This is a genomic window from Intrasporangium sp. (genome assembly GCF_040414665.1).
Taxonomy (GTDB): Bacteria; Actinomycetota; Actinomycetes; order Actinomycetales; family Dermatophilaceae; genus Intrasporangium.
On the sequence record NZ_JBEDUL010000102.1, the window covers coordinates 1 to 18150 of the forward strand.

The 18150-nt window shown below is 71.3% G+C and carries 18 protein-coding genes and 1 riboswitch; of the genes, 13 read left to right on the forward strand and 5 right to left on the reverse strand.

Translation table 11 applies throughout. The annotated features are described in order from the left end of the window. Positions 1 to 42 precede the first annotated feature (42 nt). Complete coding sequence (locus ABF401_RS11105; protein WP_353509626.1) at positions 43 to 459, reverse strand: DUF4235 domain-containing protein; 417 nt, start codon at positions 457 to 459, stop codon at positions 43 to 45. Between the two features lie 61 nt (positions 460 to 520). Further along, a riboswitch (TPP riboswitch) is annotated at positions 521 to 637 on the forward strand. A 91-nt stretch (positions 638 to 728) separates the two neighbouring features. On the opposite strand from ABF401_RS11105, the gene ABF401_RS11110 reads away from it, so the two are divergent. From ABF401_RS11110 to ABF401_RS11135, 6 genes are all read left to right on the forward strand, one after another. Next, a complete protein-coding gene (locus ABF401_RS11110; RefSeq protein ID WP_353509627.1) occupies positions 729 to 1367 on the forward strand; it encodes an ECF transporter S component in 639 nt (212 codons plus the stop codon). A 51-nt stretch (positions 1368 to 1418) separates the two neighbouring features. After that, entirely contained in the window at positions 1419 to 3767 is a 2349-nt protein-coding gene (locus tag ABF401_RS11115) for an ATP-binding cassette domain-containing protein (RefSeq protein ID WP_353509628.1), read from the forward strand. A gap of 35 nt (positions 3768 to 3802) precedes the next feature. Further along, on the forward strand, positions 3803 to 4279 hold the full coding sequence (locus ABF401_RS11120) for a hypothetical protein (protein WP_353509629.1): 477 nt from the start codon (positions 3803 to 3805) through the stop codon (positions 4277 to 4279). A 1-nt stretch (position 4280) separates the two neighbouring features. Then, the gene (locus tag ABF401_RS11125) at positions 4281 to 4877 is read left to right on the forward strand and encodes a histidine phosphatase family protein (protein WP_353509630.1); all 597 of its coding nucleotides are present in this window, start codon (positions 4281 to 4283) and stop codon (positions 4875 to 4877) included. Beyond that, entirely contained in the window at positions 4870 to 7014 is a 2145-nt protein-coding gene (mptB, locus tag ABF401_RS11130; RefSeq protein ID WP_353509631.1) for a polyprenol phosphomannose-dependent alpha 1,6 mannosyltransferase MptB, read from the forward strand. The genes ABF401_RS11125 and mptB overlap by 8 nt, the downstream gene beginning before the upstream one ends. A gap of 114 nt (positions 7015 to 7128) precedes the next feature. Next, positions 7129 to 8343, forward strand: a complete 1215-nt coding sequence (locus ABF401_RS11135; RefSeq protein ID WP_353509632.1) for a pyridoxal phosphate-dependent aminotransferase — start codon at positions 7129 to 7131, stop codon at positions 8341 to 8343. Between the two features lie 21 nt (positions 8344 to 8364). Here ABF401_RS11135 and ABF401_RS11140 read toward each other — a convergent pair whose 3' ends face one another. Continuing rightward, a complete protein-coding gene (locus ABF401_RS11140; protein ID WP_353509633.1) occupies positions 8365 to 8628 on the reverse strand; it encodes a hypothetical protein in 264 nt (87 codons plus the stop codon). A gap of 27 nt (positions 8629 to 8655) precedes the next feature. Between ABF401_RS11140 and ABF401_RS11145 the strand changes: the two genes are divergently transcribed. From ABF401_RS11145 to ABF401_RS11155, 3 genes are all read left to right on the forward strand, one after another. Next, positions 8656 to 9081: a hypothetical protein gene (locus ABF401_RS11145; protein WP_353509634.1), complete on the forward strand. Its 426-nt coding sequence runs from the start codon at positions 8656 to 8658 to the stop codon at positions 9079 to 9081. Positions 9082 to 9169: 88 nt separating this feature from the next. Next, positions 9170 to 10186 (forward strand): LLM class flavin-dependent oxidoreductase, encoded by a 1017-nt coding sequence (locus tag ABF401_RS11150; RefSeq protein WP_353509635.1) that lies wholly within the window; start codon positions 9170 to 9172, stop codon positions 10184 to 10186. 33 nt (positions 10187 to 10219) lie between these two features. Continuing rightward, complete coding sequence (locus tag ABF401_RS11155; RefSeq protein WP_353509636.1) at positions 10220 to 10684, forward strand: OsmC family protein; 465 nt, start codon at positions 10220 to 10222, stop codon at positions 10682 to 10684. Between the two features lie 165 nt (positions 10685 to 10849). Here ABF401_RS11155 and ABF401_RS11160 read toward each other — a convergent pair whose 3' ends face one another. Both ABF401_RS11160 and ABF401_RS11165 read right to left on the reverse strand, forming a co-directional pair. After that, positions 10850 to 11656, reverse strand: a complete 807-nt coding sequence (locus ABF401_RS11160) for a thioesterase family protein (RefSeq protein ID WP_353509637.1) — start codon at positions 11654 to 11656, stop codon at positions 10850 to 10852. A gap of 66 nt (positions 11657 to 11722) precedes the next feature. After that, positions 11723 to 12358, reverse strand: coding sequence for a TetR/AcrR family transcriptional regulator (locus ABF401_RS11165; RefSeq protein WP_353509638.1), 636 nt, complete (start codon positions 12356 to 12358; stop codon positions 11723 to 11725). An 81-nt stretch (positions 12359 to 12439) separates the two neighbouring features. Between ABF401_RS11165 and ABF401_RS11170 the strand changes: the two genes are divergently transcribed. From ABF401_RS11170 to ABF401_RS11185, 4 genes are read left to right on the forward strand one after another with little or no spacing between them, the layout of a single operon-like run. Then, entirely contained in the window at positions 12440 to 14449 is a 2010-nt protein-coding gene (locus ABF401_RS11170; RefSeq protein ID WP_353509639.1) for an ABC1 kinase family protein, read from the forward strand. 6 nt (positions 14450 to 14455) lie between these two features. Beyond that, positions 14456 to 15223 carry an SIR2 family NAD-dependent protein deacylase gene (locus ABF401_RS11175; protein WP_353509640.1) on the forward strand — a complete coding sequence of 256 codons (768 nt, stop codon included), beginning with the start codon at positions 14456 to 14458 and terminating at the stop codon, positions 15221 to 15223. Further along, on the forward strand, positions 15220 to 15651 hold the full coding sequence (locus ABF401_RS11180) for an MOSC domain-containing protein (RefSeq protein WP_353509641.1): 432 nt from the start codon (positions 15220 to 15222) through the stop codon (positions 15649 to 15651). Before ABF401_RS11175 ends, ABF401_RS11180 begins: the two co-directional genes overlap by 4 nt. Before the next feature lie 49 nt (positions 15652 to 15700). Continuing rightward, complete coding sequence (locus tag ABF401_RS11185) at positions 15701 to 17134, forward strand: nitronate monooxygenase (RefSeq protein WP_353509642.1); 1434 nt, start codon at positions 15701 to 15703, stop codon at positions 17132 to 17134. 90 nt (positions 17135 to 17224) lie between these two features. Here the strand turns inward: ABF401_RS11185 and ABF401_RS11190 are convergent. After that, on the reverse strand, positions 17225 to 18150 hold a 926-nt coding region (locus ABF401_RS11190; protein WP_353509643.1), incomplete at its 5' end, for an aminotransferase class III-fold pyridoxal phosphate-dependent enzyme.

An 18150-nucleotide genomic window follows, 5' to 3' on the forward strand; every position in this document is an offset into this window, starting at 1 on the left:
GGCCAGCCCAGCGGCATACGGCATGACGCCAGGCACCCAAGGTCAGCTCGTGAGCTTCTTGGCCTTCTTCTCGACCTTCGCCTTGGCCTTTTCGAGCTTCTTGTGCTGCTTCTTCTCCTGGCGGCTCGGCCGCGTGTGCACGAGCGCCTTGGGCAGGTGGCCGGTGGACTGGCGGTAGTACTCGGCGGCCTTCCGCTCGGCCGCGACCTTGGTGGTGGCCAACAGCACGCTCGAGAGGGCCGTATAGGCGACGACGTCTCGCGTGCTCTCGTTGTCGTAGTCGCCCTTCAGGGGGGCCGACCGGCCGGTCGCGAGCTTCCAGCCCTTCGTGGCCACGCTGGAGGCGACCTTCGTCGCCACGACCGTGGACCCGATGCTGAAGAGTCCCCACACCAGTGCACCGAGTGGCGAGCGCCTGTGCTCGTCCTCGTGCGTCGGTTCGTTCGCCGCCTTCGCCATGAAATGACTGTACCCATGGCCGTGGAGGTAGAGTCGGCACGACAACTGAACAGCACCACCCTTTTCACGACAGGGGAGCGCAGAAGCGCTGAGAGTGCGTGCCCACGACAGCGTGAGGCCGCAGACCCTCGAACCTGCTCCGGTTAGCACCGGCGAAGGAAGTCGGTAATTCTCAGGACACCCACGTGGCTCGTCACTTCGATGACGTATGCCGCTGGGTGCCCTCCCCGAGGTATCCACCCTTTTCGGAAACCACGGGAGTCACAACCATGACCATGTCCACATCGGTGACCCAGCACACCGAGATTCGCGCGTCCGGCCAGCTCTCTCGATGGCGGACCATCGACCTGCTCACCTGCGCCTTCCTCGGCGTCGCGTTCGGGGTCGCCTACTGGGCCTGGGGCCTGGCCTACCAGGCTCCCTCGAACGCCGTCACCGCGGTGTTCCCGCCGCTCGGGGCGCTGTTCGCCTGGCCTTGGCTCGTAGCCGGCATCGTCGGCATGCTCGTCATCCGGCGGCCGGGCGCGGCCGTCTTCACGGAGCTGCTCGCAGCGACCGTGTCCGCCCTCATCGGCACGCAGTGGGGCCTGACGACGCTCGTCTCGGGCCTCGTCCAGGGGCTCGGCGTCGAGCTCGGCTTCGCGGCCTTCGGCTACGCGACGTTCCGGTGGGGGCCGCTGCTCCTCGGCGGCTTTCTCGGCGGAGCCTTCGAGGCGGTCTACGAGTGGTACTCGTACTGGCAGGAATGGGGGACGGGGTACCGGGTGGCCTACCTCTTCCTCCTCGGCGGGTCCGTCGCGATCTTCGGCTCGCTCCTGGCGGTCGCTCTGACCCGGGGGCTCGCGGCGGCCGGCGCCCTCAACGCGTTCCCGCCGGGGCAGGAGGCCAGGGAGCGCCACGCGGTCTGATTGGGCCGATGCGCCATGGCGGATCCCAATTCGACTGACATCAACACGCCGATGGAACCCACGGCCGACCACCTCGGACGTCGGGAGGTGCGCCCCAGGGAGCTGCAGGTCGGGAAGGTCACCGTCAGCGGCCTCACCTGGCGGCCCTACGGTCGGAGCCGACCGGTCCTCGCCGGGCTCGACCTGACGATCGCGCCCGGGGAGCGGGTCCTGCTCGCCGGGCCCAGCGGGTCCGGCAAGTCGACGCTCCTGCGGGGCATCGCGGGGCTGCTGCTCGCTGCGGACTCCGGTGACCTGTCCGGGGAGGTGACGATCGACGGCCGGCCCCCGCAGGACCAGCCAGGGGCGGTCGGACTCGTCCTTCAGGACCCGGGCGCGGGCGTCGTCGCCTCGACGATCGGACGCGACGTCGCCTTCGGCCTGGAGAACGTCGAGGTGCCCCGAGGTGAGATGCCGCCGCGCGTCGCCTCCACGCTCGCCGAGGTCGGCCTGCGCATGGACCCCGCGAGCGCCCCGACGACACTGAGCGGCGGTGAGTCCCAGCGGCTGGCGCTGGCCGGAGCGCTCGCCATGGAGCCGAGCGTGCTCCTGCTCGACGAGCCGACCGCGATGCTCGACGCCGTGACGGGTGGGATGGTGCGTGACCTCGTCGACGAGGTGACTCGTCGCCGCAGCCTCACGCTCGTCGTCGTCGAGCACCGCCTGACCGGATGGGCCGACCTCGTCGACCGGCTCGTCGTGCTCGATGCCGGGGGAGCTGTGATCGCCGACGGCCCGCCATACGTCGTGCTCGACATTCATGGGAAACGTCTTGTCGCCGAGGGAATCTGGGTGCCCGGAGTCGATGAGCCCGAGCCCCTCGACCTTCGGCTCACCCCGTGGCCCGACGGTGCCGGAACCGCCGCGGGCAGCATCGACCCGGACGGGGTCGTCGTCGCGGCGCGGGACGTCACGGTGGAGCACCGTTCTCGCCGCCTCGGCGCCGAGAGCCGGACGACCAAGGCGGTCCAGGACGTCGACCTCGATGTCCAGGCCGGCCGGGTTCTCGCGCTCGTCGGCCCGAGCGGTTCCGGGAAGACCTCCCTCATGGGAGCGCTCGGCGGTCTGACCACGCCCTCGGCGGGCCGGCTCGACTTCGCGCTGCCCCTCACCCCTGCTGGGACCGGCGACGAGGCGTCCGCGCGACACCGGGAGACCCCGCCGCACGAGTGGTTCTCGACCGACCTCGCGCGGGTCGTCGCCTGGGTGCCGCAGCGAGCAGCGTCGGCCCTGGTCGGACGGACGGTCCGCGACGACGTGCTGACGACTCCGCGGGCGCTCGGCCTGGACCAGCAGGTGGGTGAGCAGCGCGCGGACGAGGTCCTCGCAGCCCTCGGCCTCAGCAGGCTGGCCGACGTCGATCCCCGGCACCTGTCAGGCGGTGAGCAGCGGCGCCTCGCGGTTGCCTCGACGATCGTCCACGCGCCGGCGCTGGTCCTCGCGGACGAGCCCACCGTCGGGCAGGACCGGCTGACGTGGGCGGCCGTTGTGGGCGTGCTCGAGGCGGCGCGAGACGAAGGAGCAGCCCTCGTCGTGACGACCCACGACGACGGTGCGATCGAACGGGCCGACCGGACGCTGCGACTGAGCGCTCCTCCGCCCCAACCGGCTCCCGCCGAACCAGAGCGCACGCCGCTGGTGGCCCGCGCAGGACCCCTGTCCCTGCTCGCGGTCGGCCTCAGCGTCCTCCCACTGCCCGCCCTCCTCGAGACGTGGCGCCAGGGTCTTGCGGTGCTCGGTGTCGAGGTGATCCTGGGCCTCCTCGCCCTCATTGCGCCCGGTCCGGGACGCCGGCCCGTTGGCCGGATCCGGCGCCTCCTGGCCCGCCTCGCACCCGCTGGCCTGGCGGTCGTCGGGGTCGGGTGGTCCGCGTGGCTGCTCGGCGGCCGTGATCTCGAGGTCGCGGCGGGCGCGGCGCTACGGGTCCTGTGCCTCGTCGTCCCCTCGGCGTTCGTCATCGGCTACATCGACCCTGAACGCCTCGGGGACGAGCTCGCCCAGCGGCTCCGCCTCCCATCACGTCCCGTGGTCGCCGCCACCGCGGCCCTCCAGCGGGTCCAGGCCCTCGACACCCTCTGGGGCGACCTGATGAGGACTCGGCGCGTGCGTGGGATCCGAGCCGACCGCGGAGTCGCCGCGCGGTTCCGCGAGGCCGTCGTCGTCACCGGCGGCCTGCTCATCGGTGCACTCGGCCAGGCGGCGAACCTGGCCCTGGCCATGGACGCCCGCGGCTTCGCCGAGGCCCGCCGTCGCACGTGGGCGTCCCACGAGCCGTGGCGCCTCGCCGACACCGTGGCCCTGGCCGCTGGGGCGGTCATCATCGCCGCCGGCCTTGCGGCCCGCGTCGTCCTGCCTGCCTGAGAGGTGGCTGCGTGGGCACAGGGCAGAATGGCCACGTGCGCACGCCGATGACGTATGCCGCTGGGCTCGCTGTCGCAGCCACCGCCCTCGTCGGGGTGGCCGGCTGCGCTCAACCGGCGAAGGCGCCGACTGATGGAGGCACCGTCAGCGTCGCGATCCAGCCCACGCTGACCCCACTTCGGACCGAACCGGAGGCGGCCAGCACGGACGCGGGCACCGGGGGACTGTTCGACCTCGGCGAGCTGCTCACGACGATCTCGTGCGACCAGACGGGCGGCGTGTGGAGCTACCGGGGGACGCTCGTGAACGACACGGGGGACGACCTCGACCTCACCGTCGCGATCTCGCTCGTCTCCACGGCCGACTCGAAGCTGCTCACCGTCAACGAGCTCGACCTCCGCGTCCCGGCCGGCGAGACCGTGCCGGTCGAGGCGCCCAGCTTCTACTCCGACCCGGGCGTCGATGCGGCCACGGTCCAGTGCCTCACCGGCGTCACCGACAAGGACCAGTGACATGCGGCTCTTCCTCGTCCGGCACGGCGAGACCCACGCGAACGTCGCCCGCCAGCTCGACACGGCCGTCCCCGGACTGGACCTGACGCAGACGGGCAGACAACAGGCCGAGGCGCTCTCGGAGCGGCTCGCGACCGAGGACCTCGGCGCCATCTACACCTCCGACCTCATTCGTGCGCAGCAGACGGCGGAGCCGCTGGCGGCGGCGCTGGGCCTCCAGGTCGTCGTCCTTCCCGGGCTCCGCGAGATCCAGGCCGGGGACTACGAGATGTCGACGGAGTGGGGGCCGTTCGTCGATGCCGTCAGGCGGTGGCGCGACGATCCCGAGCACACCATCCCCGGCGGCGACTCGGGCATCGGCTTCATGGCGCGCTACGAAGCGGCGATCCGGCGGATCGCCGGAGACGGTCACGAGTCGGCAGTCGCGGTGAGCCACGGAGCGGCGATGCGGGTCTGGGTCGCGGCAACGGCTGGGCTCGACCCCAGCTGGCTCGAGGGGCGGCGGGTCGACAACACCGTGGTCCTGACGCTCGACGGTGATCCGGATGCCGGCTGGCGACTCCTCGCGTGGGGTGACGAGCCGATCACCCATGGGTGAGGTGCCAGAGCGGTCATCCGCTCGGCAGCCCACCACGTGGCGCTACGTCGGCGTCGCTGCGGCGGCGGCGCTCGCGGCTTCGTCCTGGGGATCTGGCTCGAGGCCCGTGCTGCACACGCGCATCCTCTGGCCCGGCCTGTCACCCTCCGCCGAGACGGGCGGCTCGCCCCTGGCCGCCACCATCTCGATCGCGGCCATGGCCGTGCTCCTGCTCGCCTGGTGGCAGCTGCGGACGGCGCGCCTGACGGAGCGGTGGTGGTGGGTGACGGCGGCGCTGTGGTTCGCGCCGCTGCTCGCGTCGGTCCCGCTCTACAGTCGAGACCTCTACTCCTATGCCGCGCAGGGCGCGCTGTGGGCCGAGGGCCTCAGTCCCTACGAGCACGGTGTGCGTGACCTGGCGTCGGACTGGAGGGAGTCGACCGCCCCGACCTGGCTCGACACGCCTGCCCCCTATGGGCCGGTCTGGCTGCTCATCGCCCGGGGCGCGGCCAGCCTCGCCGGCGACCGGCTCTGGCTGGCCCTGCTCCTGCTCCGCCTCGTCGCCGTCGTCGGGGTGGTCGTCATGGCGTGGGCGGTCTCGGACGTGGCCCACCGCGTCGGGTCATCGCGGCGCAGCGCGGCCTGGCTGGCCGTCGCCGCCCCACTCGTCGGAGCGCACTACGTCAGCGGTGCCCACAACGACGCCGTCATGGTGGCTGCGGTCGTCGCGGGTTTCGCCCTGGCCCTGCGCCGCCTGCTCGTGCCCGCCGTTGTCGTCGTGGCTCTGGGGGCGATGGTCAAGGTCACGGCGGTCGTCGCACTGCCCTTCATCGCCCTCATCTGGGCCCGCCACCTCACGGCCGTCCGGCTGTCGTCCGACGACGCCAGCGATCTCGCCGAGTCGTGGCGGGTGCCTCTCCGGCCGCGAGAGGTGCTGTCCGGCCTGGCGCTCACCGGTGTGACGGCGGCGATCCCCATGGCCCTCGTCAGCCGGGCGTCGGGCCTGGGCTTCGCCTGGCTCAACCCGGGCGCGACTCCCGGCCGGAACGAACAGTGGACCTCCCTGCCGACCGGCCTGGGGATGGCCATCGGCGCTGTCGGCCACGTCCTCGGCCGACCTGAGTGGCGCGACTCGGCGATCTCCGTCGCGCGCGTCATCGGTCTCGTCCTGCTTGCGGTCATCCTCGTGCTCGTCTGGCTCGCAGTGGCGAAGCCGGCCGGGGATGGTGCGCCCCTGGAGGCTGCGGGCGCCGAGGTCGTGGCGGCGGAGCGCGCCCGGGTGGTACGGGCCGCCGGGTGGGCCTTGCTCGCCGTGATCGTGCTTGCGCCGGTCTTTCTCGGGTGGTACTTCCTCTGGGCCCTGCCCCTGTTCGCAGCCACCCTCGGCACCGGATCACTCGCCCACGGACTCGAGCGCTGGCTGCCGGTGGCGGTCACAGTGCTGTGCTTCGCCCAGCTTCCCGACGGCTACAGCCTCGGCCTGACCACCACGGCGATCGGAGTCCCCATTGCCGTCGCCGCCGCAGTCGTCCTGGCGTGGCGCGGGCTGCGCTGGTCACGCCGGGTCGAGTGGTCGGGAATCCTCGACCTCAGCCGGCCCCTGACGGCCGGGCCCATGCGCAATGATGGCCGCGTGCGCCAGCGGCCCTCGCCCTCGGACCCCGGGTCGGGCTTCCCCGGAGCCGGCGCGGGTTGGGCGACAACGGCGACCGACGTCCCGAGGCGCCGCACCCGCCGCGGCTGGCTTCTCGTCGCGCTGCCGGTCCTCGCCTTGCTCGCCTTCGCGGTCTGGGCCGTCACGGCCAGGATCGCCGAGGACGACGTCACCGCCCACGGGGACATGATGTCCCGGATCGACGACGTCGAGCGGCAGTTCCCGCCGCTCGGCTCGAGCTCTCGGCCACCGTGCGGCATCACCGACGAGGGATGGGCCGAGCTGACGTGGGGTGCACTGACGGGACCGTCCGTCGATGACATCGAGACCTGGCTCCGGGCGTTCGGCTGGCAGCGGGGAGTGCCGGAGGGTGGCACGGCCGTCCTGTACACGTTTGAGGACGGTCGCGAGCTGACGGCACGCGTCAGCCCGCCAAACGGTGACATCGGCGTCCGGCTCACCGCGACGAGTGCGGCGAACTCCTTGGCGTGCCTGCTGCACTGAGGCACCCGGCGAGCTCAGCGGCATACGGCAACGTCTGGTGCCCCTGCCACGCGCGAAGGTCACATGACGAGAATCACGGCGCCGGTGCGGCGACCACCTGAGAACCTGTACGACATGCGTTTGGTCTCCCAGTCGAAGAAGCTTGCGACGGTCTGCTACGAGATCCGCGGGCCGGTGCTCGCCGAGGCCAAGCGACTCGAGGAGGAGGGGCACCGCATCCTCAAGCTCAACATCGGCAACCCGGCCCCGTTCGGCTTCGAGGCGCCGAGCGACATCCTCGTCGACGTCATCCAGGCGCTGCCGACGGCGCAGGGCTACAGCGACAGCAAGGGCATCGTGCCGGCGCGACGGGCGATCGCGCAGCACTACGAGGTGCGCGACTTCCCGCGCGTGGAGATCGAGGACATCTACCTCGGCAACGGCGTCAGCGAGCTCATCGTCATGGCGATGCAAGGGCTGCTCAACAACGGTGACGAGGTGCTCATCCCGGCGCCGGACTACCCGCTGTGGACGGCGGCCGCGTCGCTCGCCGGTGGCACGCCGGTCCACTACGTCTGCGACGAGCAGTCCGACTGGACACCCGACCTCGACGACATCGCCTCCAAGATCACTGACAAGACGAAGGCGATCGTCGTCATCAACCCCAACAACCCCACGGGAGCGGTCTACCCGCGCGAGGTCCTCGAGGGCATCGCCGACCTCGCCCGGAGGCACCAGCTCGTCCTCATGGCGGACGAGATCTACGACAAGATCCTCTACGACGACGCGAAGCACCACTCGATCGCGGGGGTGGCTCCCGACCTGTTCTGCCTCACCTTCAACGGGCTCTCCAAGGCGTATCGCGTCGCCGGGTTCCGGTCGGGGTGGCTCGTGCTGACCGGCCCCAAGGAGCACGCGCGCAGCTACATCGAGGGGCTCGAGGTCCTGGCCAACATGCGGCTGTGCGCGAACGTGCCCGCGCAGCACGCGATCCAGGTCGCGTTGGGCGGCCGGCAGTCGATCAACGACCTCATCCTGCCGGGCGGTCGCCTGCTCGAGCAGCGCAACCGCGCGTGGGAGCTGCTCAACCAGATCCCAGGTGTGTCCTGCACCAAGCCCGCCGGGGCGCTCTACCTCTTCCCGCGGCTGGACCCGAAGGTCCACCCGATCCGCGACGACGAGCGCTTCGCGTACGACCTGCTCAGCGAGCAGAAGCTCCTCGTCGTCCACGGGACGGGGTTCAACTGGCCCACCCACGACCATTTCCGCATCGTCTTCCTGCCCAGGGTCGAGGAGCTGGAGGACGCCGTCGGGCGGCTCGAGCGTTTCCTGTCGACGTACTCCCAGTAGGCCGTATGCCGCTGGGCTGGGTCATGCCGCGTTGCTGGCCCACCACTTGAGCAGGGCGCCGAGGACAATGCCCCAGATGACGGTGAGGGCAAGGGACAGCGCGATGGCCAGCAGGGCGTGGCGTCGGCCCCGCGGTTCGCGGGCCAGGCTGATCCCACCCAGCGCGAGGCCCAGCAGCTGCGGCACGAAGCAGAAGCCGAAGACCACGCCTGCGATGGCGACCGCGAGAGCTGACCTCGCCAGCGGTGCCTCGGAGGCCAACCGGGGATGATCGACTGGACCCACGCGTTCAGCCTAACGATGGAGACTCGCATGCCACCTCGCCCGTTGCGTGCCAACCGGCCCAGGAGGGTCATCGGCCTGCTCGTCGCAGGGCTGCTCGGAGCCGCCGGTCTCGTCGGGTGCAGCTCGGGGCCCAAGCTCGCGGACCTGCCGCCCGACATCGCGGCGGCCATGCCGACGATCTCGGCCGAGCAGGCGGAGTTCGTGCTGGCCGCGCGCGAGCGTGGGGCGATGGTCACCGGCGCGACGGTCGCCGACGACCTCGAGGCGGGGACCACGGTGTGCTGGGCGCTCAAGAACGGCGGCGTGACGCTGGGCCAGATCGCCGCGGACGAGAACGGCCAGCCGCTCGGCAATGAGGGCGACCAGCTGCGGACCAAGCGGCTCATGGCCGCGGCCGTCGACTCGCTGTGCCCCGACTACAAGGACCAGGTGGCGCAGCTCAACCTCCCCTGACCGACACCTCCTCCGGGCCCCTCCCCGATCGAGTGAACGGCTTTCGGGGGCGCGGAAGAAGTCCCGGGCCCATCGGGTTGGCACCCACGTGACCGATACGAACCGTGCCCAGCTCAACATCCTCGACCTCGTCCCCATCGCGGAGGGTGGGACCGCGGCCGATGCGATCGAGCAGACCGTCGACCTCGCCCAGCACGCCGAGCAGTGGGGCTATGGCCGGTACTGGATGGCCGAGCACCACAACTTCCGTGGGGTTGCCTCGTCGTCCACGGCCGTGCTCATCGGCCACGTCGCCAGCCACACGGGGACGATCCGCGTGGGGGCCGGCGGCATCATGCTGCCGAACCACGCTCCCTACGTCGTCGCCGAGCAGTTCGGCACCCTCGCGACGATGCACCCGGGTCGGATCGACCTCGGTCTCGGCCGTGCGCCGGGCACCGACCCCGCGACGGCGCGGGCCCTGCGACGCAACGAGGTCGCGGCGATGAACTTCGGCGCCGAGGTCCAGGAGCTGATGGGCTATCTCGGCGACCCGGACCCGGACGCGAACGTGCGCGCCATCCCCGGCGAGGGAACCCACGTGCCGATCTGGATCCTCGGGTCGAGCCACGGTGGGGCACAGGTCGCCGCCGCCCTCGGGCTGCCCTACTCGTTCGCATCGCATTTCGCGCCGGCGGCGTTGATGAGCGCCCTCGAGGTGTACCGGCGCGGGTTCCAGCCCTCCCCGTTGCCGGGCGGCCTCGACGCACCCCGCACGATGGCGGGCGCCAACGTCATGGTGGCCGACAGCCAGGCCGAGGCCGAGCGCCAGTTCACCTCCGTCCTCGAGCGCTTTCGCAGCATCGTGACGAACCGCCGGAGCGGTCTGCTGCCTCCGTCGGACGCCACTCCGGACGAGCTGCTGGCGTCGTGGTCGCCGGCGGAGCGGGCGGCTGTCGCGGAGATGACCCGGGTCTCGTTCGTCGGCACGCCTCCCCAGGTGCGTGAGGATCTCGAGGTGTTCACCAAGGCGACTGGCGTCGACGAGGTCATCGTGACGTGTGGCGCGTTCGACCCCACGGTCCGCAAGCGCTCGCTCGAGCTGCTCGCGGACGCGTGGTCCTGACGACCCCGACCCACCTTCTGAAAGGCTGAGCCCATGTCCGAGCAGACCTCCCACGACGCCCCCATCACCTCTTCGACTGCTGCGCCGACGGACGAGCGCCACGTCACGCTGACCCGGGACAGCGTCGGCCGCTACACGGTGCGCAACGAGCGTGGCGGCTCCATCACGACGAGCTCCGGCACCGCGGAGCTGTCACCGGTCGAGCTCCTGCTGGCCGGCATCGCCGCCTGCACGGCCGTCGACGTCGACACGGTGACGACGCGGCGTGCGGAGCCGGACAGCTTCCACATCGACGTGACGGCAGACAAGGTCAAGGACGAGCAGGGCAACCACCTCAAGGACATCGAGGTGACCTTCCGGGTCCGCTTCCCCGATGGCGAGGGCGGCGACGCCGCTCGCACGATCCTGCCGAGCCTGGTCAGGCGGTCGCACGAGGAGTTCTGCACCGTGAGCCGGACCGTCATGCTCGGCGCGGAGGTCACCTCGCGAATCGAGTGATCCCAGTCGCGAGGCCGGCGCACACACACCACCGACAATCGGGCCCGGGCGCACGTGTCAGTGACATTCGGTGGCCAACCGAGCCGACAATCGCGCCCCGGCTCGATTGTCGGTGGCCCACCGTGACAGGTTCGCCCCACCCGAGCTGACCATCACGCCCGGACGTCAGCTCCTGGCCATCGGGCGCACGGTGAGGATCTGCTCGGCGCGACCGACGGGGCCGAGCTCGTCATGGAGGGTTGTGGAGGTCAGGCCCATCCCCGTCGTGCCCATGGTGACCTTGGTGTCGAAGCCGACCCAGCCGCGGACCGGCTCGCGGAAGAGGTGGATCGTGAGATCGACGTTGGGGAACATCCACTCCTGCGGCGAGACGCGCACCGCGATGCCGTTGGCCGTGTCGACGAGGCGGATGAGGTCGGCGGTGGGGGAGCAGACCTCGCCGTCGACCAGGGCGTGCGGGCTGCGGATCCAGGTGCGCGTGCGGCCGGGGCGTCGCTCGGGGTCGGCGCGGAACTCCACACCGCGGATGTACCCGCCCTCCCAGACGTCGGTGCCGTGCCAGTCGGGGAACGCATCCGGGCCGGGCATCGGCTCGAACTCGACGCCGGCCGCCGGGGAGGAGTCGTGGGCGGCGAGGCGCCAGGCATTTGCCCGGACGACGGCGCGATCGTCGACGGACAGCGTCGCCTCGACGAGCTCGATGCTCCGCCCCGGCCGGGTCGTCCGCACGGACACCCGGCTCGGTCGCGCCGGGATCATGCCGAGGATGTCGAAGCTGACCCGCGCGAGCTGCAGGTCCTCCCGCGGCTCGTGCAGGTCGATGGCGTGCGTGAGCAGGCCGCCGACCGGGGCCATGTGCTGCTCGTCGTCGCGCCAGGCGCCCTGGACATGGACGGTGGGCGCGAACTCGTCCTCGCCGAGCCGCCGGTAGAAGGCCGGCACGTCCTCCTCGAGGGCAAATCTGGGGCTCATCCGGTCACCCTATGTCCCTCCCCGTTTCCCCCGGACGGAGCCATCCAGGGGTGCCGGGTCGGCAGGCTAGACGACACCGAGGCCGAGGTCGACCATGCGAACAAGCCGTGGTGCCAGCTCGTCGATGGCGTGCCGGGGGAGGTCTCGGAGCGGTCCCTCGAGAGCCAGCATGGCGAGGCCGTGGACCGCCGACCAGGCGAGCAGCTCGGCACCCTCACGCTCGCTGGGGGGCAGCGCGCCCGTCGCCAACATGGCGTCGAGCTGGTCGGAGAGGAGCTGGAAGGGCGTTCGCCCACCGGCGCCCGCCGCCGCGGAGGCCGCCGACCTGCTGAGGTCGGTCGGGACTGCGAAGGCGGTGCGGAACAGGCCCGGCTCCGTCAGGGCGAAACGCAGATAGCCGACCCCGACGGCACGGAACCGGGCTCGGGCCAGGGCCGCGGGCTCACCGTCTCCATCCACCTCCGCGATGGCCTGCTCGATGACGTCGGCGGCACGCGCCTGGGCCAGCGACACCACGTCGTCGAGGAGGGCATCGCGGTCGAGGAAGTGGCGGTAGGCGGCATTGGCCGACACGCCCACCCGGCGGGTGGCCTCGCGGAGGACGACGGCGTCCGGACCTCCCTCTTGGGCCAGTTCGAGTCCGGCCTCCAGCAGGGCGCGGCGCAGATCCCCATGGTGGTAGGTCTCCCTCGCGATGCTCACCCTCTTATCATGGCCCCCGCGTCGCCCAGCCCGCGTGAGGCAGAGTAGGGCGCGACAGCGACCCACCGCCCGAGGGGACTGATGGACTTCCTGGCCTACGCATTCGCGACCGTCGTCAACGTCGCCGTCGTCGCCGTGGTCACCCGTCGCCTGCTCGGCGTGCCGGTCGGGTGGCCTCGCACGATCATTGTCAGCCTGCTCATGCTGAGCGTGGGTGCCGGCCTGCTCAACTGGATCAGCACTGCCCTGAACCTCGACCTGCGGGCCACGGGTCCGTCCGTGCCCGCAGCCGGGGCCATCATCGTCCTGGCGATGGCGTGGCTCCTCGCCGCCCAGGTCATGGTGCTTGCCATCCTCGAGGCGATGGTGCCCACGGGCACCCTCCCCGGCCCGATCTCACTGCTGCGCTCCCTGCCGACCCGTCGCCGGAGGGCGGCGCGCTACACGACCATCGTCCGCATCGCCGCCGCCCATGGCCTGGGCGCCTACCTGCGCCCGACCCGAGCCGGCACCGACGTGCCCGACTCCAAGGTGGCGCGGTCGCTGCGCGAGGCGCTGACCGACGGCGGAGTCACCTTCATCAAGCTCGGCCAGATGCTGTCCTCGCGACCGGACCTGCTCCCCGAGGCCTACGTCCGTGAGCTGTCGCAGCTGCAGAGCAACGTGCCGCCGGCGGAGTGGCCGAGGGTCCGCGCCGTGATCGAGCGAGAGCTCGCCCGGCCCCTCGACGAGGTCTTCGAGCACATCGACGAGGTCCCGGTCGCCGCGGCCTCCGTCGCCGAGGTCCACCTCGCCCGGCTCGTCGGCGGACAGGAGGTCGCCGTCAAGGTCCAGCGGCCGGACGCCCGCCGTCAGGCGCTCGCGGACCTTGACATCGTGCTGCGGCTCGGGGCGTGGCTCGAGCGCAGGACGAGCTGGGGCCGCCGCCTGGGGGTCGAGTCCCTGGCCAAGGGCTTTGCGCGCTCTCTGGAGGAGGAGCTCGACTACCGCGTCGAGCTCGGCAACATGCGCGCCGTCGCCGAGGGCGTCTCGCGTGCCTGCCGCCCGCGGGTGCACGTGCCGCGTGCGTATGAGGACCTCTCCTCGTCTCGCGTCATCGTCATGGAGCGGATGCGCGGGCGGTCGGTGTCGACGGCCGAGGAGTTCCTGGGCCGCTTCAGCGCCGGCGAACGACGGGCGATGGCCGAGGACCTGCTCGGTGTCGTGCTCCACCAGGTCGTGGTCACCGGTGTCTTCCACGCGGACCTGCACCCGGGGAACATCTTCGTGTCCGAGGAGGGCGAGCTGGGCCTGCTCGACCTCGGTGCGGTCGGCCGTCTGGACCGGGCGGCCCGGACCTCGATCGGGCTGCTCCTCGCCGCCGTCGACCGCCAGGACTCGCTCGCGGCGGCAGATGCCCTGCTCGACCTGCTCGATCGCGGCGACTACCTCGACGACCGGAGGCTCGAGCGGGAGATCGGGCAGCTCATCCTCCGACACGGTTCGGGCCTGTCGCCCACGGGGAGCGCCGCCCTCTTCGTCGACCTGTTCCGGCTCGTGCTCGACCACGGGTTCGCCGTGCCGTCCCAGGTGGCTGCGGCCTTCCGGGCACTCGGTTCACTCGAGGGCAGTCTCCGGCTCATCTGTCCGGGAATGGACCTCGTCGAGGCTGCACAGGAGCAGGGCCGGGGGCTGGTCACCGACACCGTCACCCCCGCGGCTGCCCGCGAGACGCTCGAAGCGCAGCTGGCGAGCCTGCTGCCGGTCCTCCAGCGCCTGCCCCGAAGGGTCAACAAGATCACCGAGGACCTCGAGGCCGGGCGCCTGACCGTCAGGGTCCGTGCCTTGGGCGACCTTCGCGACCGGGCGTTCATCACCGGGATCGTCCACCAGCTCGTCCTGACGGCCCTGGCGGCAGCCTGCGTCCTGGGGGGCATCCTGCTCGTGATCTCGGAGGGTGGGCCGATGATGACCCAGACGGTGCCGCTCAACGCCTTCCTCGGCTTCACGCTGCTGTTCTTCGGGTTCGTCCTCGGCAGCCGGGTCCTCGTCCTCATCTTCCACCAGCACCGGACGACGGCCGACGCGCTCCATTCCCAGTGGACGGGGTGACCCGGAGTGCGCGAGGCGGTGCCCGAGGCCGTCGTCGCCGCAGCCCGCGCGGCGGGCCACGTCGTCGTGCTGTCCGGTGCCGGGATGTCGGCCGAGAGCGGGGTGCCGACCTTCCGGGACGCGCAGACCGGGCTCTGGGAGCGGTTCGCCGCGGAGGACCTCGCGACGATGGACGCCTGGCGTCGGGACCGCGCCTTCGTCCTGGCTTGGTACCTGTGGCGGTTCGGCCTCGTGACGAAGACCCAGCCGCATGCGGGCCACGTCGCGATCGCTCAGTGGGCCCGGGTGCCGCGTGGGCCGGGCGTCTCGGTGGTGACTCAGAACGTCGATGACCTGCACGAGCGTGCCGGTACTGCCGACGTCGTCCACCTGCACGGGGCACTCGCGAACTGGCGCTGCGAGGACTGCAGCGCACCCTACGAGGGTGCGCTTCCGGAGGTCGGTGCAGGAACGGACCGCGTCGATCCGCCGAGGTGTCAGGAGTGCGGTGCGGCCGTCCGGCCCGGGGTGGTGTGGTTCGGTGAGCAGCTGCCCATGGCTGAGTGGTACCACGCCGTCGAGCTCGTCGAGCAGGCCGACCTCGTCCTCGTCGTCGGCACGTCGGGCATCGTCCACCCGGCGGCCGGGCTGCCCGCGATTGCGCGAGGCTCCGGAGCCGTTGTCGTTGAGGTGAACCCGCTGGAGACCGAGGTGTCCGACCTCGCCCACCATCGGTGGCGCGAGACCGCCGCGGTAGCCCTGCCGCGTCTCGTCGCGGAGGTGACCACCGCATGACCCCCTCGGTGGTGTCGATCCACATCGCTCCCGGCCGGCGCCTCCCGACCAGGTCCGTGCCGAGCGTCGAGGCCGAGGCTGACCTCGGTCTCGTGGGCGACCGGTACCACGGCAGCCGGCATCGCCACGTGACCCTCCAGGCCATCGGGGCCCTGGATGCTGCAGCCATGGAGCTCGGGCGACCCGTCGACCCGGAGCTCACCCGGCGCAACGTCACCATCACCGGAGCTGAGGTGCCGACCTTGCCTGGCACGCCGGTCCGCATCGGCCGCGTGCGCCTCGAGGTGGTGCGTGTGGCGGCGCCCTGCCGGCTGCTCGACGACACTCTGGGGCCGGGGGCAGCCCGCGCGCTGCACGACCGCGGCGGGACCGTGCTCCGTCTGCTCGACTCGGGAACGATCAGCGTCGGTGACGAGGTGTCCTGGTGAGGGCGTACCGTAACCTACGGAAGCGTAGGTTACGGTAGCGGAGGTTTCCATGGACGGGCATCGACTCCCGGTCGTCATCCAGGGCGGGATGGGCGTCAACGTGTCGTGCTGGCAGTTGGCCCGGGCGGTCTCGCGCCAGGGGCAGCTCGGCGTCGTGTCGGGCACTGCCCTCGACGCGGTGCTGGCGCGTGGACTGCAGGACGGCGACCCGGGCGGCCACCTGAGGCGGGCGCTCGGGGCATTCCCGGACCAGGACATGGCCCAGCGGGCCGTCGACCGCTACTTCATCGACGGGGGTCGTGCGCCTGACGTCCCCTACCGGCCCAACCCGACGCTGACGATCACGCCGAGCCGCGGCGCCGTCGAGCTCTCGCTCCTGGGCAACTTCGCCCATGTGTGGCTCGCGAAGGAGGGGCATGACGGGATCGTCGGAATCAACTTCCTCGAGAAGGTCCAGATGGCCACGCCTTCGGCAGCCCTCGGCGCCATGGTCGCCGGCGTCGACTACGTCCTCATGGGTGCGGGCATTCCGCGCGAGATCCCCCAGCTGCTGAGGGATCTCGCCGCCGGTCAGACCGGGACGCTGTCCATCGACGTGCAGGACTCGACAAAGGTCCACACGAGCTCGATCGACCCGGTTGAGGTCCTCGGCGCACACCTGCCCCTCCTGACGCGGCCGCTCTTCCTCGCGATCATCTCCCTGCACAGCCTGGCCAGCTACCTGAACCGGGACCCGTCGATCCGCCCGGACGGTTTTGTCGTGGAGGGGCCCACCGCCGGAGGTCACAGCGCGCCTCCGCGGGGGCGAATGACGTTGGACGACGCGGGCCAGCCGGTCTACAGCAGCCGTGACAACGCGGACCTCACGGCGATGTCGCGCCTCGGTTTGCCGTTCTGGCTCGCCGGCGCCTACGGCACGCCCGAGCGCGTGGCTGATGCCCTCGAGGCCGGTGCCACGGGAGTGCAGTGCGGCACGATCTTCGCCCTCTGCACGGAGTCGGGGATCGCCGAGCCGCTGCGACGTCAGACCTTGGCCGAGCTCGCGGCCGGCACGCTGACAGTGCGCAATGACGCTGCCGCCTCGCCGACGGGTTTCCCGTTCAAGGTCGCCGGCCTGACGGGAACCCTGTCCGACCCTGACCTCTACGCGAAGCGCACCCGACTCTGTGACCTGTCCTACCTGCGGGAGCCGTTCGAGCGGGTGGATGGGTCCGTGGGCTACCGCTGCCCGGCCGAGCCCGTCGACGCCTACGTCCGAAAGGGCGGGGCGATCGAGGACACGATCGGGCGCACGTGCCTGTGCAACGCCCTCATGGCGGACGTCGGGCTCGGGCAGCACCGCCGCGACGGTTACGAGGAGCTGCCCGCCGTGACCCTGGGGCAGGACCTCGATGGCGCCCGCCGGCTCCTCGCCGAGCACCCGGGAGGGTGGTCGGCGACGCAGGCCGTCGACTGGCTGCTCTCACACGCCACCGTCGCCTGACGCCACCTTCCGCACGCGAGCGAGCTCAGCGGCATACGGCCAAAGCGTTTGTATGCCGCTGAGCTCGCTTCCAGCGCAAGCCCGCTCGCGCTATGGCTTGCTGAACAGCTCCCGCAGGCACGTGTCGAACATCGCGGTGTGGGCGGCGACGTCGGCGCGCGTCGTGGCGGGCGACATGAGGGCCATGTTGTGGAACGGCGTGAGCAGGATGCCGCGGTTGAGTGCGTAGAGATGGAGGTACTGCTGCAGCTCGAAGTCGTCGGCGTCGTGCGCCTCCTGCCCGTTCCGCGACGGCTCGGGGGAGAAGGTGTACTCGGCACGCGCGCCCAGACGAGTCACGTGCCATGGGGCGTCGACAGCGTCAATGGCGGACTGGACGCCGTCCGCCCACGCGTCGGCCAGCGGGATCATGTGGTCGAAGGCGTCCTGGGTCAAGACCTGTTCGAGGGTCGCCTTCATGGCCGCCATGGACAGACCGTTGCCGGCAAGGGTGCCGCCGATGCCGCCCACATCGATGTCCTCCAGCTCGACGGAGCTGGCGATCCGCTTCGCCACGTCCTCCGTGAAACCGAAGGTGCCGCAGGGCACTCCGCCTCCGATCGACTTGCCGATCACGAGGAAGTCGGGATGCAGGTCGTCGCGGCGCGTGATGCCGCCGGGCCCGGCACAGATGGTGTGCGTCTCGTCGTTGATGACGAGCGCGCCGTGTTTCGTGGCCAGCTCGCGGACTGTTTCGTTGTAGCCCTGGTCCGGCAGGACGATCCCGATGTTGGTCAGGGCCGGCTCGACGAGCACGGCTGCGACGTCGCCCTGCGCGAGGGCCTTCTCGAGCCCCTCGACGTCGTTGAACTCGACCACGCGGGTCGTCTCCGACGTGTCCACGGGTGGACCGATGCTGTTGCGGCGGTTCGAGGTTCGGCCATCGTCGTCGAGGGTCGCGAATGTCTCGTCGACCGAGCCGTGGTAGCAGTAGTCGTGCACGACGATCCTGGGCCGGCCGGTGAGGTGCCTGGCGT